General features: G+C 47.0%; 21 protein-coding genes and 1 pseudogene. 11 read left to right on the forward strand and 11 right to left on the reverse strand.

Annotation, left to right across the window (positions count from 1 at the left end):
• Window positions 1–23: 23 nt before the first annotated feature.
• Both PMG25_RS23095 and PMG25_RS23100 read right to left on the reverse strand, forming a co-directional pair.
• Window positions 24–1,055 carry an SPFH domain-containing protein gene (locus tag PMG25_RS23095; protein ID WP_283769259.1) on the reverse strand — a complete coding sequence of 344 codons (1,032 nt, stop codon included), beginning with the start codon at window positions 1,053–1,055 and terminating at the stop codon, window positions 24–26.
• Between the two features lie 33 nt (window positions 1,056–1,088).
• The gene (locus PMG25_RS23100) at window positions 1,089–1,526 is read right to left on the reverse strand and encodes an NfeD family protein (protein WP_283769260.1); all 438 of its coding nucleotides are present in this window, start codon (window positions 1,524–1,526) and stop codon (window positions 1,089–1,091) included.
• Between the two features lie 125 nt (window positions 1,527–1,651).
• Between PMG25_RS23100 and PMG25_RS23105 the strand changes: the two genes are divergently transcribed.
• Complete coding sequence (locus PMG25_RS23105; protein ID WP_283769261.1) at window positions 1,652–3,475, forward strand: PP2C family protein-serine/threonine phosphatase; 1,824 nt, start codon at window positions 1,652–1,654, stop codon at window positions 3,473–3,475.
• Between the two features lie 103 nt (window positions 3,476–3,578).
• Window positions 3,579–3,821: a ferredoxin-thioredoxin reductase variable chain gene (locus PMG25_RS23110; protein WP_430540982.1), complete on the forward strand. Its 243-nt coding sequence runs from the start codon at window positions 3,579–3,581 to the stop codon at window positions 3,819–3,821.
• Here PMG25_RS23110 and PMG25_RS23115 read toward each other — a convergent pair.
• A complete protein-coding gene (locus PMG25_RS23115) occupies window positions 3,807–4,064 on the reverse strand; it encodes a hypothetical protein (RefSeq protein WP_283769263.1) in 258 nt (85 codons plus the stop codon). The two genes, PMG25_RS23110 and PMG25_RS23115, sit on opposite strands and share 15 nt — an antisense overlap.
• Window positions 4,065–4,080: 16 nt before the next feature.
• Here PMG25_RS23115 and PMG25_RS23120 point away from each other — a divergent pair, with 16 nt between their 5' ends.
• Complete coding sequence (locus PMG25_RS23120; RefSeq protein WP_283769264.1) at window positions 4,081–5,292, forward strand: hypothetical protein; 1,212 nt, start codon at window positions 4,081–4,083, stop codon at window positions 5,290–5,292.
• Between the two features lie 26 nt (window positions 5,293–5,318).
• Window positions 5,319–6,842, forward strand: coding sequence for a CHAT domain-containing protein (locus PMG25_RS23125; RefSeq protein WP_283769265.1), 1,524 nt, complete (start codon window positions 5,319–5,321; stop codon window positions 6,840–6,842).
• 21 nt (window positions 6,843–6,863) lie between these two features.
• On the opposite strand, the gene PMG25_RS23130 is transcribed toward PMG25_RS23125, so the two are convergent.
• Window positions 6,864–7,703: a pentapeptide repeat-containing protein gene (locus PMG25_RS23130; protein WP_283769266.1), complete on the reverse strand. Its 840-nt coding sequence runs from the start codon at window positions 7,701–7,703 to the stop codon at window positions 6,864–6,866.
• Between the two features lie 191 nt (window positions 7,704–7,894).
• On the opposite strand from PMG25_RS23130, the gene ilvD reads away from it, so the two are divergent.
• Window positions 7,895–9,574: a dihydroxy-acid dehydratase gene (ilvD, locus tag PMG25_RS23135; protein ID WP_283769267.1), complete on the forward strand. Its 1,680-nt coding sequence runs from the start codon at window positions 7,895–7,897 to the stop codon at window positions 9,572–9,574.
• A 144-nt stretch (window positions 9,575–9,718) separates the two neighbouring features.
• Here ilvD and PMG25_RS23140 read toward each other — a convergent pair whose 3' ends face one another.
• Both PMG25_RS23140 and PMG25_RS23145 read right to left on the reverse strand, forming a co-directional pair.
• A complete protein-coding gene (locus PMG25_RS23140; protein ID WP_283769268.1) occupies window positions 9,719–10,009 on the reverse strand; it encodes a DUF7734 family protein in 291 nt (96 codons plus the stop codon).
• A 34-nt stretch (window positions 10,010–10,043) separates the two neighbouring features.
• The gene (locus PMG25_RS23145) at window positions 10,044–10,640 is read right to left on the reverse strand and encodes a DUF3177 family protein (RefSeq protein WP_283769269.1); all 597 of its coding nucleotides are present in this window, start codon (window positions 10,638–10,640) and stop codon (window positions 10,044–10,046) included.
• Between the two features lie 326 nt (window positions 10,641–10,966).
• Between PMG25_RS23145 and PMG25_RS23150 the strand changes: the two genes are divergently transcribed.
• Complete coding sequence (locus PMG25_RS23150) at window positions 10,967–11,899, forward strand: ParA family protein (RefSeq protein ID WP_283769270.1); 933 nt, start codon at window positions 10,967–10,969, stop codon at window positions 11,897–11,899.
• A gap of 347 nt (window positions 11,900–12,246) precedes the next feature.
• Here the strand turns inward: PMG25_RS23150 and PMG25_RS23155 are convergent.
• Window positions 12,247–12,657 (reverse strand): annotated as a pseudogene (locus PMG25_RS23155) (transposase); the annotation flags it as partial.
• Between the two features lie 393 nt (window positions 12,658–13,050).
• On the opposite strand from PMG25_RS23155, the gene PMG25_RS23160 reads away from it, so the two are divergent.
• A complete protein-coding gene (locus PMG25_RS23160; protein WP_283769271.1) occupies window positions 13,051–13,377 on the forward strand; it encodes a hypothetical protein in 327 nt (108 codons plus the stop codon).
• 4 nt (window positions 13,378–13,381) lie between these two features.
• Window positions 13,382–13,699 carry a S1 RNA-binding domain-containing protein gene (locus PMG25_RS23165; protein ID WP_283769272.1) on the forward strand — a complete coding sequence of 106 codons (318 nt, stop codon included), beginning with the start codon at window positions 13,382–13,384 and terminating at the stop codon, window positions 13,697–13,699.
• Here the strand turns inward: PMG25_RS23165 and PMG25_RS23170 are convergent, their stop codons facing one another.
• On the reverse strand, window positions 13,700–13,885 hold the full coding sequence (locus PMG25_RS23170) for a hypothetical protein (protein WP_283769273.1): 186 nt from the start codon (window positions 13,883–13,885) through the stop codon (window positions 13,700–13,702).
• A gap of 161 nt (window positions 13,886–14,046) precedes the next feature.
• The gene (locus PMG25_RS23175; RefSeq protein ID WP_283769274.1) at window positions 14,047–14,445 is read right to left on the reverse strand and encodes a helix-turn-helix domain-containing protein; all 399 of its coding nucleotides are present in this window, start codon (window positions 14,443–14,445) and stop codon (window positions 14,047–14,049) included.
• A 232-nt stretch (window positions 14,446–14,677) separates the two neighbouring features.
• Here PMG25_RS23175 and PMG25_RS23180 point away from each other — a divergent pair, with 232 nt between their 5' ends.
• From PMG25_RS23180 to PMG25_RS23190, 3 genes are all read left to right on the forward strand, one after another.
• The gene (locus PMG25_RS23180; RefSeq protein ID WP_283769275.1) at window positions 14,678–15,064 is read left to right on the forward strand and encodes a hypothetical protein; all 387 of its coding nucleotides are present in this window, start codon (window positions 14,678–14,680) and stop codon (window positions 15,062–15,064) included.
• A gap of 131 nt (window positions 15,065–15,195) precedes the next feature.
• The gene (locus PMG25_RS23185; protein WP_347178930.1) at window positions 15,196–15,465 is read left to right on the forward strand and encodes a UPF0175 family protein; all 270 of its coding nucleotides are present in this window, start codon (window positions 15,196–15,198) and stop codon (window positions 15,463–15,465) included.
• Window positions 15,449–15,919, forward strand: a complete 471-nt coding sequence (locus tag PMG25_RS23190) for a PIN domain-containing protein (RefSeq protein WP_283769277.1) — start codon at window positions 15,449–15,451, stop codon at window positions 15,917–15,919. The genes PMG25_RS23185 and PMG25_RS23190 overlap by 17 nt, the downstream gene beginning before the upstream one ends.
• Before the next feature lie 255 nt (window positions 15,920–16,174).
• On the opposite strand, the gene PMG25_RS23195 is transcribed toward PMG25_RS23190, so the two are convergent.
• Both PMG25_RS23195 and PMG25_RS23200 read right to left on the reverse strand, forming a co-directional pair.
• Complete coding sequence (locus tag PMG25_RS23195) at window positions 16,175–20,302, reverse strand: magnesium chelatase subunit H (RefSeq protein WP_283769278.1); 4,128 nt, start codon at window positions 20,300–20,302, stop codon at window positions 16,175–16,177.
• 508 nt (window positions 20,303–20,810) lie between these two features.
• Window positions 20,811–21,437, reverse strand: a complete 627-nt coding sequence (locus PMG25_RS23200) for a hypothetical protein (protein WP_283769279.1) — start codon at window positions 21,435–21,437, stop codon at window positions 20,811–20,813.
• Window positions 21,438–21,449 lie beyond the last annotated feature (12 nt).

The raw sequence follows: 21,449 nt of genomic DNA on the forward strand, positions 1-21,449 counted from the left end.
GCAAGATGCTCCCACTCCTTACTTTAAGATTGCGATCGCAGCGCTTGTAGATCTTGGTCTAACTCAGCAGGCATAGCATTCACCTCTTCTGAGTCTAAGGAAGTCGTCGCCGCATCACCCACTATTGACCGCATTCCCTCCAGCGCCGAAGGAATACTACGGGGGTCCATAAACATGACTTTACTGCTCTCGCTACTGCCAATTTTCATGCCCATATCCATATAGTTTTGGGCGATTAAAAATTGCAACGCCTCTTTTGCCCTCGGATCGGTTTTCAGCATACTGGTCACAATTTTCATGGCTTCTGCGGTTCCTTGGGCTTTTAATACCGCTTGTTGCCGTTCCGCTTGCGCCTTGAGTACGGTGGCTTTTTGTTGCGCTTCCGCGTCTAAAATGGCTGCTTTTTGCCGCGCTTCCGCATCTAAAACCTGGGCTTCTGCCCGTCCTTTGGCGCTGTTAATAGCAGAATCTCTTTCCCCTTCCGAGGTTAAAATGGCTGCCCGTTTTTTCCGTTCGGCAGACATTTGCAGTTCCATGGAATCTTGCACTGCTTTAGAAGGAACAATATCCCGCAATTCTACCCGCGTGACTTTAATGCCCCAAGGATCGGTAGCAATATCCAATTCTCGCAACAGGACTTCATTCACTTCTGAACGAGCGGTAAAGGTTTGGTCTAACTCTAATTTGCCCATTTCGGCGCGGATCTGAGTGAGGACTAAATTGGTCATCGCCGCGTGCAAATTTTCGACCTTATAATAGGCTTTTTCTAAATCCATGATCCGCCAATAGACCACGGCATCCACACTAATCGAGACATTATCACGGGTAATACATTGTTGCGCCGGGACATCAAGAACTTTTTCACGAGTCGTTTCTTTGAAAGAAATGCGATCGACTACAGGGACTAAAAAATTTAAGCCGGGTTCGAGTTTTTTACCATTATATTTACCCAAACTTTCGACCAGCATCTGTTCGCTTTGCTTAACAACTTTAATACAAGATAAAGCGCTGCCCCCGACAAAAAGAGCAACGAGTAGACCAAATAGTTCACCCATGGGAAAACCTCCATATCATTTAATTCAAGTTATTTAAGAATTGAGCATTTTTTGGGGAATTACAATTAAGGTATTCCCTTCTCGACGGAGAACATAAACCATTTCCTGAGCCGCGATCGCCTCTTGGGGGTCATCGCACATAGCCCGCCAAGAATTTCCTTCATATAACACTCTTCCCGGTTGACCGGGTAAAATTTCGGTTAAGGTTTGCGCTTCCTGGGAATCGGCAATACTATAGGGAGTCCGTTTGGGTAAGAGTTTGCGAGTTCCCAAGACCAATCCCAAAGAAAACACCATCCACAGGCCAATCTGTATCCCTAAGCCTAGTTGAGGAAGCAATAAGGAAACCCCAGCCACCGCAAATGCTCCCACTCCCATCAGTAATTCAATAAAAGCTGTGGGAGTGATCAGTTCCATCACGCAGAGGATAAAGCCAGCAATCAGCCAAATGAATACAGGATTGAGAGCCATGCCGATTTATGAACACAGGGTTGAGTTAGAAAATGAGGATCGATGAATCCCTAAAAATAGCCTAATCTATGCAAAGAGCGATCGCACAGAAGAATTAACCTAATCTTTAGGGTTGGAGGGCTTCTATGAACACATCTGAGTGTTATCTCTGGGCAGTAAATGGATCATCGGTTCCGGTGGGGGAAAGGGTTGCTAACCGATATCAGGTGGTTAGCCCCCAAATTTGGCAGGATACACAACCGGACAAGATGCCCCTAATCCCCGATCGCTCCGATCCAAAGGTATTAGCCTATTTACACCTCTCTCCCTATCATCTCCACTTGCCCCAACTCTACGGAGCCGTGGAAATCTCTGGTCATTCCCCAATCCTACTGCTCGATCGCCTCCCCATCACCCCAGAAGGAACCCTCTACCCCTCCATCACCGAAGTGTGGCCCCATACTCCCCCAGTGCGCCAAGTCTATTGGTTATGGCAACTGAGCCAAATTTGGAACCCCTTAAACTCTTTTAGCGCAGGCTTAAGTGTGTTAACACCAGAGAATATCCGGATACAAGGCTGGCGCATTCAATTACGAGAATTAATGTTTACCCCTTCGCCACCGGGTTTAGCCGCCCTTTCCCGGTGTTGGCAAACCTGGATTAACACCTGCTCTGATGATATCCGCGAGCCGCTTAATAGCCTTTGTGCAGCAATGGAGGAGGGTAAACGTTGGCAGACCCTGACCGCCTCCCTGAATCAGATCTTATTAGAATTGGCGGCAGAATTGCCCTTAAAGATTACCACGGCTGGGGGGACAGACGCGGGCACGGTGCGATCGCACAATGAAGATAGCTGTTATCCGATCACCCTTTCCCAGAAGGGCAATCTTACCCCAGAATTCGATCGCATTCCCCAACTGGCGATCGTCTGTGATGGACTCGATGGCCATGAAGGGGGCGAAGTTGCCAGCGAGTTGGCCGTTCGCAGTCTCAAATTACAGGTACAAGGACTGCTCTTAGAATTGGCAGAGCAAACGGAAGTCGTCGAGCCAGCCATCTGGATCGACCATATCACCTCCGTGATTCGCATTGTCAATAATTTGATCGCCACTCAAAATGAGGCCAAGGGGCGCTCTGATCGCCAAAGAATGGGTACGACTGCAATTATGGCTCTACAAATTGCCCAACAGGTGAAAACCGCTTTTGGTTTAGATTTTCCCAATGCCCACGAACTCTATTTAGCCCATGTGGGCGATAGTCGTGCCTATTGGATTACCCCCGATTATTGTCAATTATTAACTCAGGATGATGATTTTGCCCATTGGCAAGTGGCTAAAGGGGAGTGCTTGCACCGTCAAGCAGCCGCTCAGGACAATGCCACGCAACTGATTCAGGCTTTGGGAACTCAACATGCGGACAACCAGGAATTAGTGCCCCATGTGCAACGGTTGATTATCGAAGAAGATGGGATATTACTCTTATGTTCCGATGGATTAAGCGATCGCCACACTATAGAACAGTATTGGCAACAAGAGATGAATTCTATTTTTACGGGTCAGATTACTTTAGAAGAGGCCGTTAATCGCTGGTTAGAGTTAGGCGCATCTGACCAAAATCCCGATAATGTTTCTGTGGTCTTGATGTATTGTCAAGTGTCTCCACAAGCGGATAAAGAAGGATCAACTCCCCAGCCAGGAACTGGGCAAAAATCCTTATCCACAGGAACCATTAATGCCCAGTTATCGTTACCCGAATCTCCAGAGTTTGTTTTTCAGCAGGTTGCCCCAGAACCGGAAACTCAGCCAGAACCTGCCCCCTCTCAACCGGAGAAAAAGCCATCCAAAGGCGTTGGGGCAATTGTTTGGGGACTGCTCTTACTCGTACTCCTCGGAGCTGGGTTCGGACTCTGGTATTCCGGGTTAATGGAGATTCCTGGGTTGAATCCCTCGCAACCGAGACAGGAGGAATAATTTTCCCTTTTTATGAGAGAATCGAACATTGTACTCAATCAACATAAAAGTTAACTGAAACGGAAGTTAAGCTAGTATTATTGTGGAGCAAAAGTGTATGAGTGTGAAAATTGGCGATCGCGTTCGAGTCAAAACTTCTTTAGTTATTTATCACCATCCTAAGCATCGGAATGAAGCATTCGATCTCCAGAATCATGAGGGCGAGGTGGTTGATTTAGCCTCCACATACAATTGGAAAGGTGAAGAAGTCACCATCAGCGCTAATTTTCCCGTGGTTGTTCAATTTCCAGAGATTAGTAAACGGTTTAAAGTCCATTTGAGAGAAGATGAATTAGAAGTTATTTAGTTGGGGAATGGGGAATGGGGAATGGGGAATAGGGAATGGGGAATGGGGAATAGGGAATAGGCAAGAGGCAATCCTCCCCATCCTCCCCATCCCCCCTATCCCCGGACTCCCGACTCCCGGCTCCAGTGCTACAGTATGGGTATCCTGCGATCGCCCACTGAGTAAGTGCAGCAAGTCTATGGCAGATACAATATTTAACTGGCCTCTGCTGAGAGGTTTGGTGTTGAGTATTCTGAGTGGCATCCTAATCAAGGAAAGCTTGGCATTCTACCAAAATTCTCAAAATTATGTTTCTTCCCCTTCTCCTGCCTCTGTCAGGGTTAATTCTGAGGACGATCGCTCCTCCCCTGAACCTGTAGAAAACTCCCGTCCTGTCCTCCCTGAATCTGCCTCCGTTGAACACCCCCCTAAACCGAGCGATCGCTGGTCAATTCAACTGCCTTCTGAGTCAGAACTGATTGCCAATTATGAACAATGGTTGGCTGGATCGCTACCCCCACCGATGAGCGATCGCCCCCAGATTGACGATCCTGTATATCTGCCCCCTGTAGACAACCATACCCTTTCGGCTGGGCCTTTAAACATGGCAAAGACAGTCGAGCAACCTGTAGCCAGGGAAAAAGCTCTACCCAGAAAAGAAAGTTCCCAAGCTTATCTACAGGCGATCGCCGCTCCCCTCCCCATCAGTCAAGCAACCGAAAGAGCGGTTTCCTCTGGTTCCCTCGCTCCCGATAGCACTCCAGGCAACCCGGAACCCTTCCAACCCTCAGCTCTTCCCCTTGCTGCTCCCACTCAAACTCCAGTTGCTGCTTCTCCAACTTCCACGATTATGATTCCCTCAGCCTATGGTCAACAGTGGGGAAAAGTGGGAGTTGCGTTAGGCGTTCAATCTCGTACCCGCTATACCGATGAGGCAGATGCTGGATTAGGCATTGGCATTGGACTGGGAAATCCGAAAACTGGAGTTGGGGTTGATGTGGGGATTAGCATTGTGGATTTGGTGGGAGAAACCGGGCAAGATGGATCGGTAAGCGTAAAAATCCATCGCCAACTGCCCCAAAATTGGGCGATCGCCGTCGGAGTTCATAATGGCCTTCAATGGGGCGATACAGACGGCGGATCGAGCGTCTATGGTGTCGTTAGTAAACGCTTCGATCTGCGTGAAAATGTCTCCGATCCCTTCAGTCGTGTTTATGTCTCGGCTGGAGTCGGTGGGGGACAATTTCGCTCAGAAGAGAATATTATGGGACAACAAGACGCGATCGAGGGATTTGGGGGGGTAGCTGTGCGAGTTGTACCTTCGGTTAATGCGATCGTCGAATGGACAGGCCAAGACCTCACCCTCGGTGCATCCGTCGCCCCCTTCTCCAAACTTCCCCTCGTCATTACCCCAGCCGTCACAGATCTTACCGGTAGCGCCGGAGATGGCAGCCGCTTCATCCTCGGCATTGGCTATGTCTTCTCCTTTTAAACCCTTCAAAACCACTCCCATCCATCATGAAAATTCGTCGTTTTTTCGCCTGGTTTACCTGTATCCTCATCCTCGTCTTCATCCACTCTTCCCTACAAATGGCCCACTCCCAAAGCGGCAACCAATCTGACGTAACAGGCCCCAATATTCAAGAAATATTTTCTAGCCCTCCTTCAGAATCAGAGAGCAATTCTGAGAGCAACGATAACAGCTCATTGAGTGAACTAGAAATTGACCGAGAAGCCTTTGAAAGTCAATTTCTGCAATCCGACTTTGAACAAGCCGTTCAACTCTTTGAAGAATTCCAAGCCGTAGAATATGCCAAATATTTCGATCTCAAACTCTATGGCCGAACCGCAACCGCCTGCGAAATTGCCCAAACCCTAGATGACTTAGCCCAAAAAACCCAACAGCGATCGGTCATTGTTTATATCATTGCCCTGCAAAACGAACTAGACATGCTGACCATTTTCCCAAAAAACAATGCCTGTTCTTCCACCGCATTCTTAAATAAACAAAATTCAGACTCTTCTCCGTTTGCCCAAATCAAAGTTCAAGAAACAAACCGTTCCTCTCTAGAAGAAACCATCAATCAATTCCGTGAAGAAGTCAGTAATCCCAGAAAAGTCAGAACCATCAGCTATCAACCCTATGCGAGTCAACTCTACCAATGGCTCATTCAACCCCTACAAGAATCCCTATCCACTCAGAAAACCGATACATTAATCTTGTGCTTAGACAAACAACTTCGCTCCCTTCCCATTGCTGCTCTCTACCATAACGATCATTTTCTGATCCAAGACTACCAAATCGGACTCATTCCCAGTTTTAGCCTGATCGATCCGACCTATCGTTCAGTTGAATCCGCAACCCTTTTAGGATTTGGAGTCTCCGATGGTGGGCAAAACCAAGAACTGCCTCCATTGCCTGCGGTTCCCATCGAAATATCTTGGCTACAAAATGTTTGGAAAAGTCAAACCTTTCTCGATCAAAACGCAACCGTCGAAAACCTACAGCAATATAGCCAAATTTCAGAAACTCGAATGATGCATATTGCCACCCATGCTGAGTTTAGAACTGGAGATGTGAGTAACTCTTTCATCCAACTCTGGGATCGCAATGTTGGCTTAGATCAACTGCGAGAATTATCTCAAAATTCCCAATGGAATCAAAATCCTAGGGTTGAACTATTAACCCTCAGCGCTTGTCGTACTGCTCTAGGAAGCGAAGAAGCAGAATTAGGCTTTTCGGGACTAGCCTTGCAAGCAGGTGTCAAAACCTCCCTAGGCAGTTTATGGTATACATCTGATGAAGGCTCTCTGGCACTCATGGCAGAATTTTATCATCAACTGCAAAACAATAATACTAAAATATCTGCCCTAAAACAAGCACAATTAAACATGATTAATGGTTCGATTCAGATCCATGACAACCGCCTGGATTTATCCTCCGATCTTTCCATTGAGATTCCGGATCAATTTTCCAAAAATCAAACCTTTACCCATCCTTATTATTGGTCAGCCTATACTTTAATCGGCAACTGGAATTAATTGCGATCGCCAGTCTATGGATTACTCGTGTGTAGAACCATCGGGCATAATTGTACTGGTCATATCTGTATTTCGCAAATTGGCCTGATTGAGTTTGGCATCAATCATCATCGCTTGAGCCAAGGTTGCTTCTCCTAAATTTGCCCAATTTAAGTTCGTCCGAAACAAGTTCGAGACTCGCATATCCGCTTGGCGCAAGGTTGCCCAACTCAAATTAGTTTGGCGTAAATTGGCTTGATATAAAATAGCTGCCCTTAAATTGGCTCCACTGACATTGGCAAAGCTCAAATCGGCCTTAGTGAGATTGGCTTCTTCTAAATTTGCCCCACTGAGCATAGCATTGGTGAGATTGACTTCTTCTAAATGGGCTTTAGTGAGCAAAGTATAAGTCAGATTTGCCCCTTCTAAATTGGCCTTAGTTAAAATCGCTTCATCCAACTTCGATCGCGTCAAGGTTGCCTTACTTAAATTGGCATCATAAAGGCGAATTTCCGTTAAAATCGATTCACTGAGATTAGCTTGGGTTAAATTGGCTCCCGTTAAATCCGCATCCTGTAAATCAGCCCCTCGCATTCCCGCCCCGCTCAAATTGGCTCCCATTAAATTAGCCCCTTGAAGATTAGCACTAATTAAATTAGCCTCTTGTAAATCAATCCCACTCAAATTTGCGCCTCGTAAGTCCGCTTCTCGAAGATTTACGCCCTTGAGTTTGGCTTTGCTCAAATTGACCTGCATCAATTTCGATTCTCGTAGATTAGCTTGGTTAAGATCGATGCCAATTAAAAGTTGGCGGCTCAGATCCACTTGGCGAAAATCTCGTTGTCCTTCTGCGTATTGTTGCTTGAGTTGATCTAGATCCATGGGTTAGGGTTAGGCTTGAGTTGCTTAGGTATTGGGAGAGAAGTGAAGAAGCCTATGAGAAATTTTAGAGTATCATACTGGCTCTAACCAAATAATAGGTCTGACTCAAAGGTATTCAAAGGGTCATTCCTTTTGAGAGAATAGGAGGGAAGAGTATAAATCTTATTTCGTTGTCACGAAAGGATATCAGGATGGCTGATAATTTTAGAAGTCAAGTGGTCACCCAGGGCGTGCAGAGAGCGCCGAATCGGGCGATGCTACGAGCGGTGGGTTTTGGTGATGAGGATTTCACTAAACCCATTGTCGGTATTGCGAATGGCTATAGCACGATTACCCCCTGTAATGTGGGTCTGAATGATTTGGCCCTGCGGGGGGAAAGTGCCCTGAAGGAAGCGGGAGCTATGCCCCAAGTGTTTGGTACGATTACGGTCAGTGATGGCATCTCTATGGGGACGGAGGGAATGAAGTATTCCTTGGTCTCTAGGGAGGTGATTGCGGATGCGATCGAAACGGCTTGTAATGGTCAGAGCATGGATGGGGTTCTGGCGATCGGCGGTTGTGATAAGAATATGCCAGGGGCGATGATTGCGATCGCCCGCATGAATATTCCGGCAGTCTTTGTTTATGGGGGAACCATTAAACCCGGACGCTACAAAGACTGCGATTTAACGGTGGTTAGCGCTTTTGAAGCGGTGGGCCAACATAGCGCTGGTAAGATTGATGAAGCGGAATTAAAGGCGGTTGAGGATAATGCTTGTCCCGGACCGGGATCTTGTGGCGGTATGTTTACGGCTAATACCATGTCTTCGGCCTTTGAAGCTATGGGCATGAGTTTACCCTATTCTTCGACAATGGCGGCGGAAGATGAGGAAAAAGCCGATAGTACGGCTGAGTCAGGGAAGGTGTTGGTCGATGCGATTCGTAAGCAAATTTTACCTCGCCAGATTTTAACGCGGAAGGCGTTTGAAAATGCGATCGCCGTGGTCATGGCTGTGGGAGGATCGACCAATGCCGTTTTGCATTTACTGGCGATCGCCCATGCCGCCGGGGTAGACTTAACCCTAGATGACTTTGAAACCATTCGCGCTAAAGTCCCCGTTCTCTGCGACCTCAAACCCTCCGGTCGCTACGTCACCGTCAATCTCCATCAAGCGGGCGGTATTCCCCAGGTGATGAAGATTTTACTCGAAAATGGCGTACTCCATGGGGATTGCCTCACCATAAGCGGTCAAACCATCGCCGAAATTCTTGCCGATGTGCCCCCAACCCCCAGGGAAGACCAGGATGTGATTCGTCCCTGGAATAACCCCATGTACACCACCGGTCATTTAGTCGTTTTGCGGGGCAATTTAGCCACTGAGGGCGGCGTGGCCAAGATTTCCGGCGTAAAAAACCCGAAAATCACGGGGCCGGCACGGGTGTTTGAATCGGAGGAAGAATGTTTAGCAGCCATTCTCGCCGGTAAAATTCAGCCTTCCGATGTGGTGGTTGTCCGCTATGAAGGCCCCAAAGGCGGCCCCGGAATGCGGGAAATGTTAGCTCCTACCTCCGCCATTATCGGTGCAGGATTGGGCGATTCGGTGGGCTTAATTACGGATGGTCGCTTTTCTGGCGGAACCTATGGCATGGTGGTGGGCCATGTGGCTCCCGAAGCAGCCGTTGGTGGGGCGATCGCTTTAGTCCAAGAAGGGGATACCATTACTATTGACGCACCAGCACGGCGTTTAGAACTTCATGTTTCTGACGAAGAGTTGGCCCAACGTCGCGCCCAATGGCAACCCAAAGAACCTCGCTATAACCGGGGCGTGTTAGCCAAGTATGCTCAATTAGTCTCTTCCAGTAGCCGGGGTGCAGTCACTGACGATTTGTAACTCTGTTGGTTCTGAGATCAAGTCCGGTTAAATACCCTCATTAACCATCCAGGGAGCAAGATGATCCCACTCCAGTCCTATCCAAGAATTCTAGGAGTGCGGGCATCTTGCCCGCTTATCTTTTCCCATGAATCGGACTTGATATTAAACGCCGACTTCTGCGAATAGGGCTTCTAGGGTGTCTAAGCTGAGTCCTTGCTGAATATATTGCGGATTGTCGGGATTGTAGGGGCTTTTTAGGCGATCGCACCCCGTAATCTTAGCGGTTTCTGGTAAGACGGGAATATCGGGGTTAAAGGCAGTCGATCGCATCAAAGAACTGGAAAACCCCTTAAACACGAGGATTTCATCTGCTTCGCCCTCAATTTCGGCGCTGATGAGCAGGACTTCTTGGGGACGTTTGAGGGTGTATTGTTCTAAACGTCGAGAGAGCATAGGATGGGTAGATGAGTAGTGAGTAATCAGTTCATTATTGGTTAACGGCGGTTCGCCCCTGTTTGCCGAGGCGAATGAGGACAAAATAGCTGAGGTAAGCTACATAGATCACTAATCCCAGGATACCAATAAAGCCTAAGAAGCGTTCGCTGGTGGCATTGTGGAATAATTGTTTATAAGCCCAAGGCGCTTCTAACCACAGTCGGCAAAAGTCATTTTGGATTAAGTCTTTCGTGGGCAGAAAAGCACATTGTAGAGAGGGCAATTGGGCGATCGCCCCAACTCCCATAAACACCGTCACTGCCCAGCGCCAAGCCGTAAATGCCAGTTTCAGGGCGCGAGAGGAGGGCATGTCCTCGATTTCCTCATTCAAGTCGATCCAAAACCAGAGGGAGATGGGAATCAAAATCCGGGCAGATAGGGAGCTGACAAAGCCAATGGGCGCTCCGCCAATCATCAAATAGAGGGAGATCATCAGCAGACTTGCCACCCGCCAATAAATAATCATTAAGCGGATCAGGGGAGTAGACTGTTTAACCAGTGACCAAATCAACAGCACCAAGGGAATACCTACTGCCACCAACACAGCTAACCGATAGTCCATCCAAATGAGCGATCGCATCCAATCCATTCCCGCTTTGCCTCAATCTCCGAGCAGCAACCTCTAACAATACCAGAAAAAGCCATTAATGGGTAATGGGCATTGGTCACAAGTTAAGGTTGTACGTGAGGGAGAGGCAAAAGGCAAAAGGCAAAAGGCAAGAGGGGGGAGAGGCAAGAGTCCATTTTCCCTTAACCTGCCCCTTACTATGACTTGAGATAGGCATTATGATTTGAAAGGCACAACTGCTAGATGAGAGCAACTCTGCGCGAGTTTTGGCATCAGAGACGCTTATAACTGTACATTTTCTGGACATTTCCTGGACATTTTTTCACCAAACTGACTGGATCTTACCTATGGGACATATCATTTCAACTGTCAATATGAAAGGAGGGGTTGGCAAAACGACCCTCACGGTTAATCTAGCGGCGTGTCTTGCCAAATACCACGACAAGCGAGTTTTGATTGTCGATTTAGATACTCAAATTAGCGCCACCCTCAGTATGATGTCGCCCGCCGATTTTGCCAAACTAAGGCGAGATCAACGCACCTTAAGACAACTGGTTAAAAAAGCGATCAATCCAGCCGCAAAAGCTGCTTTTCCCATCCAAGATATTATCATTCCCTACGCTTGTAATGTTCCCAAACTTCATTTACTGCCTGGGGATATTGATATGTATGATGAATTTTCAGTTTCAGAAATGATCTATGAAAAAGCAGTTTATCGAGAACAAGTTTCCTTTGAAACCGTATGGAATCGCTTTGAGAGAATCTTAATTGATGGCATCTTACAACCGATCATCAACGAATATGACTACATCATTTTAGATTGTGCCCCTGGCTATAATCTCTTAACTCGCAGTGCCCTGACTGCCAGCCATTTTTACTTACTCCCTGCTCGTCCTGAACCCCTTTCTCTCATCGGAATTCAGCTTTTAGAGCGTCGTTTAGTCAAACTGCGAGAAGTGCATCAAGATGAAAACCCTTTAGATATTGAAATGCTGGGCATTATCTTCACCATGGCAGGTGGGTTTATTGGACGTTATTATCGTCAAGTGATGAACCGGGTACGCACGGATTACAGCGAGGCAAAATTGTTTAGAACTCGTATTCCTTCTGATGTGAATGTGTCTAAATCTGTGGATAGTTATTTACCTGTTGTTATCGCCCATCCCCATAGCCGTGGATCAAAAGCCTTTCAAAAATTGACGGAGGAATTGCTGGATAAACTCCAAACTACCATTTCCCGGAAACATCAACAAGCTTCGGTACAAATGTCGGATTTATAGTTTGGGTAATGGGTAATGGGTTCTCTTAAAAGTCGCCATTTACAGCGCTTTACGATGTAACGGAGTATCGTCTTATTCAGATCAGTCAATTTGTAATATCAAGTCCGGTTATTCATGTCCGCGAAGCGGAAACACCATAATTAAAAGTCTAGGGAGCGAGACGCTCCCACTCCAGTAATATCAAGGGATTTCAGGAGTGCGGGCATCTTGCCCGCTTGTCTTTTCCCATTTACGAAGAAGCAAACCTTTCTTATCTTACAGGAGATCCCTCTCTTCTGTCACTCTCCGAGTTCAATGAATAGCAAATCTGCCAATTATCCGGAAGGATAAAAGGATTGAAATTTATTAACACCGTTAATCAATTTATTAAATCCTCGTAATAAATAAGAACTCATGATCATCTTTTTTTCCTTTTTTTGATCTCCAGTCTCATCAATAATCACGATGATTTCTTCTCCCCTTAAGGCTTCTAGGGTTTTTCTTAATCTCCGAGTTCTTAATTCCTTGACAGACCAGGGGGAATTGGCTATAAAATGGTGTAAGGATTGAGGAGAGTTGATGCCAACCACTTTAGCTATTTCCGGAAAGGACTTTCTGGGGATAGGAGAAATAATTCCTAAATGTAAGTATTTAAAATATTCATAACTTCTCACATCACTAAACATCTCTTGATAAGAGTCACAATATTGATCGACAACTGAAACCGTGGTTTCTGGCGATCGCGGCAAATGTTTTAAGATCTGTAACTCTACATCCATTGCTCTATCTCGCTTTTAGCTATTGATACTCTATTTTATTCTATCTTCATTGTCGGAGAGTGACAGAAGAGGTGGACATGAGTGGCGAGAGAGAAAATTGATTACCTTCTACGATGGGCGAAGCCTCGCCAGAGGCGATCGCTCTGCAACACACAAACTTCCGTATATCCCAACGCATGATTCAGAAATTGCTAGAAAATAGAGGATAAGTTGTAGGGCAGGGCAAATCATCAATTCTCTGGCTGTAAAAAAGCCCACCCGACGACCTGAGATCCAGTAGGGGCAATCGCCGCAAATTGTAAAGAATCATTACAATATCCGCAATTTTGCATAAAATCGCCCCGAAAAAACTGACTAACTTATAGGTAGGGTGGGCAGGAGTATAAGCTTGATATGATTACTATTTATAAAGCAACTCAAAAAGGAAAAGGACAATATTTTGTAGAAAAAGGCTTTCAGCCTGCTGATTTTCCTTACTCTCCACCCTATGCTGATGGTAAATGCTACTTTGCCGCGCCCAATAGCCGGAGTTTAGCAGAGGAATATCATCAGTATTACCAAGATGGTATTCTGGAAGTTACAATGGATCTAGAAACCTATCGTCAATATTTTCAACCCTTAGAACGGCCTTATCAAGGTGGAGAACAACTAGAATTACCAATTCCCCACCATTTATTTCCGATTTTAAACCAATATCCTAGAGTTCTAAAAATGAGGTAATGTAATGACTAACTTTTGGAATCAAGTTAAGTCAAAGTATCCATTAGGAGAACTGATTCATGGTAAAGTAGAGCATCATTCTCCATTTGGGATTTTTGTGACTCTCGATGATGAGATGGTGCGAGGTCTGGTTCAGATTACCGATTTTGTAGATACTGGAGAAATGACTCCAGAAATGTATCCTGATATTGGTTCTCCTATTGGTGCTGTAGTCATAGGTTATACTGAAGATGACCGGAATCAAGTCTGGCTGAGTGTCAAACCGAGTGTTTTACAAAAAGCCTTGGTTCATCTTAAAATTCCGGCGATTAGAGAAAGATGATTATTCAGTGCGATCATGGTGTTGTAGGGTGGGCAAGCTGATAAAACTCTGTTTCGCTTCGCGATCGGGGCAAATCATCAATTCTCTGGCTGTAAAAAAGCCCACCCTAGCCCTCTGACGGAGGTATTGGGTTAGAAACCCGGTTTCTGAGTTACGGGGCGATCGCCGCCAATTGTAAAGAATCATTACAATATCCGCAATTTTGCATAAAATCGCCCCGAAAAAACTGACTAACTTATTTGGTCGAAGATTTTGAGTGGAAGCTAGTGGAAGCTAGTCGTAGGGTGGGCAGGAGCATAAGCCATATGATTCAAATTCTACGACAAATATCCTGCCCACCTTATTCCCTATACACTCTCTGAGCCAGAATCATTAGATTCGAGTTCTTTTTCTTTGATGCGCTTCAGGCTTTGATCTACCTTTTGCCGTTCTTTTTCAATCTCCTCACTACTCGGTTCAGGTGGTTTCCACTGCTCTCTTGGGGCAAGCGTATAAGTATAAGTTTTACCTTTTTGGTTTTCAGTTGATTTTTCAATCATTCCTTGCTTTTCTAGATATCTGAGGGCGTATTGTGTCTTTCGGACGCTCATTTTACAAATTTCAGCAATCTTCTTCACAGTGGAATAGCATGTGCCTCGCCGAGCAATATGAGCGTAAATACGGAATTCATAAGGTTTTAATCCGTATAAATCCAAGTCCGCATGGACAAATATGATTGAATTTGATGATTTAGTTGTGGTGTTCATGATTAGGAATGCATTGTATGCACCAAAAGTTTACTATTCATACTCACTGCATGATATGCATACATTAAGTGTAATGTATTATCTTTTTTCTAGTTGTAACTTTTGGTGCATACAATGCGGACTTGCCAAAAAGCCGTGCATCCCCTTAAGATAGAAAAAAGAAGCAGACTGCGCCAACAGCCTGCTTCTTCTGAAAACTTTGATCTTCGGCAGATCGCCGAATTAATTCATTATGCTCAATTATAACGGATCTGGTCAGCCAGATCAAACCCCCAATATTGAACTTTTGGTCAACCTTCTGGAAACTATCGCACAAGTTACCCATGAACCCCTTAAAGCGGAATTTGTGGAGTCACTGGTACAGTCGATTGTTACTCCAAAAGAGAGGTTCTCTCAAAAGGGTCATGTGGTAGAACAAGAGAGTTTCTCTCAAAAGCGTCATGCAGTAGAACAGCGTGGAATCCAGCTTACTCCTGATTTAGTGAAGTTGATCAGTCGTACATCAGAAAACCAGTTGCAAAAAGCCCTGGCTATCTATGATACTTACGGCTCTCCAGTTTATTCTCCTTCAGGGCTATTCTTTACGCTACTGAAGAATGAATCTTCTGCAAGTGCCTAAATAAGCTGTGATTTAATACACTGCTGAGTTATAGGGTGGGCAGGCCGGGCAAATCATCAATTCTCTAGCTGTAGCTTGCCCCCCCTACTATAGCTAATACAATAACCCCTAGATTCTAAGGATCTGAAATGGTGCAAATTACGCTTGACCTTCCTGATGAACTCATTGACCATTTCAACCCAAACCATTTGGCTCGCGAGATTTTGGAAGCTTTAGTTGTACAAGCTTATCAGTCCGAAAAAATTACCAGTGCAGAAGTCGGTCGGATTTTAGGTTTACCTTCTCGTTGGGATGTTGATGCTTTTTTGAAGGAGCATAAGGCTGATTTGCATTATGACGAGGCAGATTTGCAGCAGGATCGGGAAACTCTTCGCCAGCTCCGTTATGATCGTCGTTTCTGATACTTCGCCGATCCACTATTTACTGCTGATTGGCCAGATTGACCTCCTCCCTAGCTTATTTGAGCAAATTATCATTCCTGATGTGGTTCAGGATGAAATGCAGGATTCTTCCGCACCAGAAGTTGTACGTCAATGGAGTGCCAATCCTCCTTCCTGGCTTACTATTGAAGTCGTTTGCAGACTTGATGAAACCCTTAATTCTCTCGATCGCGGTGAACAAGCTGCGATTAGTATAGCCCAAGCCTTACCAGCAGACCTACTGATTATCGATGAACGCTTGGGGAGACGCATAGCGAGCGATCGCTCAATTCCTGTTATCGGCACTCTGGGAATCTTGGATGAGGCTGCACATCAAGGTTTAGTCGAGCTTTCAGAGGCGATCGCTCTATTGCAACAGACGAATTTCCGTATATCCCAAAGCATCATTCAGACCTTGCTAAAAAATAGAGGATAAGTTGTAGGGTAGGCAAGCCTATCGGGACAAATCATCTTAATCATTAAATTGTTCAATAGCAACAGCGATCGCCGAACTAGAGGGTAAGGTGGGCAGGAGCATAAGCGATATCATTCAAATTCTACAACTGTCCTCCTGCCCACCCTAGGATGATTGGCTCGATCCCCCTTTCATGTCCGCTTGCGGAAAATTCCCCTTTTCAAGGGGGGCTTTCTTGATTTCCCCCCTTTTTAAGGGGGGTTAGGGGGGATCGAATTAATCATCAATTCCCTCAATGCGGTCTTCTGCTTCCTGATACAACTGGCGCAGACGGTCGAGGTTTTCTTCGCTGGTTTCCCAGTATCCGCGACCATTCACCTCTAGGAGGGTGCTAACCATCTTGCGGAAGGAATGGGGATTGAGGTTGAGCAACCGTTGACACATGGCTTCATCCTTGATGAAAGTGTCGTTGGTTTCTTCATATACCCAGTTATCCACGGCTCCCGCAGTAGCGCTCCATCCGGAAGTATTCACCAGACGCTTGGACAACTCGCGCACTCCTTCATAGCCGTGGGAGAGCATTCCCTCGTACCATTTGGGATTGAGCATTTTTGTCCGCGCATCCAGGCGCACGGTTTCGGACAAGGAGCGCACCTGACCTTTAGCGGTGGTGGTATCGGCAATATAGGCAGCCGGTTGTTTGCCATCTTTCCGCAGGGAACTCACCACCTTGGTGGGGTCACTGTCGAAATAGTGGGAAACATCGGTCAAGCTAATTTCAGAAGAGTCTAAGTTCTGGAATGTGACTTCCGCACTCTTGAGGGAAGACTCGAACACCTGACGGCTTTCCTTCATGATGCCGGGGTTGTCAGCATCAAAGGCGAAGGATTTGCGGTTGAGGTACATCTCTTGCAGTTCTGACTCTTCTTCCCAGGAGGAGTTTTCTACCGCTAGGTTGACGTTAGAAGCATAGGAACCACTGGCATTCGAGTAAATCCGGCTGGCGGCTTGCCGCAGGTTAATGCCTAACTCGTCCGCTTGCTGCATGGCATGTTTGCGGACGAAGTTCATCTCTGGGTGTTCATCCGCTTCGGCAGCCATTTTCACGGCTTTATCCATGAGCGCCATCTGATTGACAAACAGATCTCGGAAGACTCCCGAACAGTTGACGACGACATCAATCCGGGGCCGTCCCAGTTCTTCGAGGGGAATGAGTTCCAGTTTATTCACCCGGCCGAGGGCATCGGGAACGGGTTTCACACCGACAAACCAGAGGATCTGAGCTAGGGACTCGCCAAAGGTTTTGATGTTGTCGGTTCCCCAGAGAACAGTAGCAATGGTTTCGGGAAGTTGGCCGTTGTTGGTGGCTTTATGGCGCTCCAGAAGTTGATCGACCACCTTTTTAGCAGACTTAATGGCTGCTTCGGTGGGAATGGACTGGGGATCGAGGGCGTGAATATTTTTACCGGTGGGCAGTACGTCGGGGTTGCGGATGGGGTCACCACCCGGCCCAGGCAGAATGTATTGACCTTCGAGAGCGGACAAGAGACCACCCAGTTCGTTATCGGCGCAGACCTGTTCGAGACAGAATTCTAGGTATTCCATCAGGGTCTTGAGGCTGTCTTCATCGACGTTGGTGTAACCCAATTCATGGAGTTTGGCGACCCAAGGGGCTTTTTTACCCATGTTGAAGAAGTTCAACTTGGAGACGAGGGAAACTCGGCCTTCGGCGTTGGTTTGTTCTTCGACGAGGGCAGTGACGGCGGCGCGGGTGGCTTGAACAATGTTGTTATAGAGTTCTACGTCTTCAAGTACGCCTAAATCGCTGCTTTCATAGATTTGGTCGATGTCGCGGTCGATACTGCGGGCAATAATCCGGGGCAGGCTTTCGATGCCGTCTTCGGGGCGATCGATGTTGGAGATATTGACCAAGGTGGCGATCGCCTCGGTCGCTGTCGGTGGTTTCCCGACTACATGCAACCCACAAGGTAACAACCGCGACTCAATCTCCATCAGTTTGTTGTACACCTGACCGACAAGATTATCCCGCTCTTCAGCCGATAAGCGGTCACTGAGCGGAGTCGAAGTGCCATCATCGGGTAGAGCAATATCCTGATCGAGATTCACCTGGCGACACTTCTCGATGATCGTCAGTACAATTTGTTCGCCCCTGGGGGTCTCCTTAAGCTGCTGATAGGAGCCGATCAACTCGCTCAGTTCCGCTAACCCTTTATACAACCCTGCATTTTCGGCTGGAGGAGTCAGATAGGAAATGGTGGCTGCATAACCGCGCCGTTTGGCGATCGTCGCCTCCGAGGGGTTATTGGCCGCGTAGTAGTACAAGTTCGGAATCGAACCAATCAGATTATCCGGGTAACACTCGCCCGACATTCCCATCTGTTTCCCTGGCATAAATTCCAGGGAGCCATGGGTTCCAAAGTGCAGCACCGCATCCGCGCCCCAGATTTGCTCTAGATAGGTGTAGTAAGCGGCAAAGCCATGGTGGGGAGAAGCCGATCGCGAGAACAGCAGCCGCATGGGGTCACCTTCATAACCAAACGTGGGCTGTACGCCAATAAACAGGTTACCGAAGTGTTTCCCGTACACCAACAGGTTTTGACCGTCGCTGTTCAAGTGTCCGGGAGGGGGGCCCCAGTTTTCCTCTAGGCGCTCGGAATAGGGGGTCAGTTTCTCATATTCCGGCACAGACATACGATAGGCCACATTCAGTTCCGGGGAAGCATACTGAGCGCTGGCATCGTGGATCACCGCTTCCATCAACTCTTTGGGAGATTCTGGTAACTCTCCGAGATCGTAGCCATTATCTCGCAGGGCGCGAACCACTTCGTAGATGCTGCCAAATACATCTAGATAAGCTGCCGTTCCCACATTCCCTTTATCGGGGGGGAAGCTAAAGACTGTGATGGCGACTTTCTTCTCTAGCTTGGGTTTGCGCCGCAGGTTAGCCCATTTGAGGGCGCGAGCAGCAACGGACTCGATCCGGTCTTGGAGGGCGATCGCCTTTCCAGTGGCTCCATCCCGTCCCGATAGGATGATCGGCTCAATGGCTCCATCCAATTCCGGAATGGCAATTTGCAGGGCCACCTGTACCGGGTGCAGTCCCAATTCCGAGGCTTCCCACTCCTCCGTCGTTTGGAACACCAGGGGAAGAGCCACCATGTAGGGCCGGTTGAGGCGCTTCAGGCTCTCTACCGCTTTCGGATGGTCTTGACGAGCGGGGCCACCCACTAGGGCAAACCCAGTTAAAGAAATCACCGTATCGACAATGGGTTTCTGGGTGCGTTGATTCCAGAAATAGGCATCCACCGGTTTAGAGAAGTCCAGCCCCCCGGCAAATGTACCGATCACCCTGGCTCCTCGGCATTCCAGTTCTTGAACAATAGCCACATAATGGGCATCATCACCGGTAACCAGGTGAGAGCGCTGCAACACCAGACCCACACAGGGAGCGAGGGGATCTTTGAGGTCATCAGAAATATCATCCCGGCTGTTATACCAATCCCAATATTCCTGTTGGTCTTCAAACATTTTCGGAGCCATGGGATGCCAGATACCCAGGTCTGGATAGACCACCGGTTCTTCGTAGCTTAATTTCTGATCGCCTTCGAGGATATATTTATCGGCCAACATCAGCAGGAAGTTGGTCAGGTTTTCGGGAGAGCCACCGAGCCAATATTGGAAGGAGAGCATGAAGTGGCGAGCGTCCTGAGCCTTTTCAATGGGCATGTATTTCAGGACTTTGGGCAGGGTACGCAGGAGTTTGAGCATTCCGTCTTGGAAGGAGGAACCGCTCGATTCCTTGCGTTTTTTCATGAATGAGGCGATCGCGCTCTTCGACTGTCCCAACTGCGCCATACTAAAGCTACCCAGCTTATTCAAGCGCATCACTTGGGGCATGGAGGGGAAGATTACCGCCGCATCCAGGCGATCGCGATGGGGGGCAACTGTGGCTACAATGCGATCGGCCAGATCCTCAATGAAAATCAAGGAGCCAATGAAAATATTAGCCGTTTCCATATCCCGCTCAAACTCGGCATAGTTTTCCGGGTTGCGTAGCTCTTCAATCAAGTACCCACTCAGTTCTATGCCGACCTGATTTTGATGTTTAGCCGCGCTGCGGTTAATGGTTTGAGCCGCTTGGGTGAGGGCACTTTGGTATTGCGCCTCCATGACGATGTACACAATTTTGATCACTTTTCGCCCATCAGCGGCCGCTCGATCTATGGCTGGGGGTGCAGACTCTAGGTCAAGTGAACGATCTAGAGTCTCTTGCTCTGAGAGTTCTGCGGCGATCGCCTTTAGGGTTTCCCCATCTATGCCATTAACTGGCTCGGTTTCTGGTACGGTTACACGACGAATGTTGGATTTAACCTGGGTGTACATATTGGAGGTTCCTCTATGATCCTTATTCCCTTTAGTATGTATTTCGGCTTGCTGCCGATATGAATATGATTCCGATTAGGGGAGGGTCTTCCCTTGCCCACAGTGGGGACAGGAAACACCCCATAAAATAGTTAAGATACCCCTACATCATTTACCCCACGATCTGGGGTATGGGTCGTCTTTTACGACCACAACCTGTCAGGGTAACGTGGATAAGACGTTTTCAGCAATTTTAACCTTTCTGGAGTCCCAGAAGAGTCGAGTCAACCCATGGGATGAGTTTTGCCCCTTGCTGTCCGCTTGCGGAAAATCCTGATTGAATAGGTATTTTTGCGTCTATCTAACCTAATTTTATAAGCACTTTGGCCATCCCTTAACATTTATTGATATATTTTTCCCCAATCGGTGAAGTCCCCCTTTTCAACCCTTGACAAAGTAATCTTTTTATGATAGATAAAATTGTTTTAAATTAGGTCTTTTACCTTTTGCCCATTGCCCTTTCCCTAAATCAACCAGGAAGCATCATTTCATAAGAGGCTTCAATCCCCTTAATTAAGCACACTAGAGAGGTTACCCCCGTCACTAAAATCAGGTAACTCACAATGGATTGTTCAGAAAGCGTAAACTTAGCATTGAGAACCAAAGCGTATCTCAATTCGTTACGGCTGGCAATTAAACTATTGAGCAAATGGGGAACTTCTTGAACCACAAAAGAAGGAATAGAAAAACTAAGCTGTCCCCCTCGCAAATGGCTCAACATCGCCAAATAAGTGTTGAGCATCACATTGCCAATTTCCGTTAACACTTCACAACCGGAAACCGTTAAATTGGGGGTAACGGATGGAAAGCTTGAGTGGCCGAAGTGAGCTAACTTAATGGCTGAGGGATAATCGAGAACAAATAAAGCATCTCCAGCCAAAGAATTTTCAAATTTTTGATGTACACAGACGACGGGATCGCTAAAGTTATCTGACCAGTTTTGGGAGAGAATGACTAAGGAGTTGAGGGAAACATCAGAAACATCTAAGCTAATAGGAAAATGCATCAAGTCTGACAGCAAAAAAGCACTCTTTTCCGAGAGAGCCAGAGTCATAAACTCCATTAAGGCATATTTTTGATGATCGGTTAATAGCATAGTTTTCCCCTG

Origin of the sequence: Roseofilum capinflatum BLCC-M114, assembly GCF_030068505.1 — a bacterium.
Taxonomy (GTDB): domain Bacteria; phylum Cyanobacteriota; class Cyanobacteriia; order Cyanobacteriales; family Desertifilaceae; genus Roseofilum; species Roseofilum capinflatum.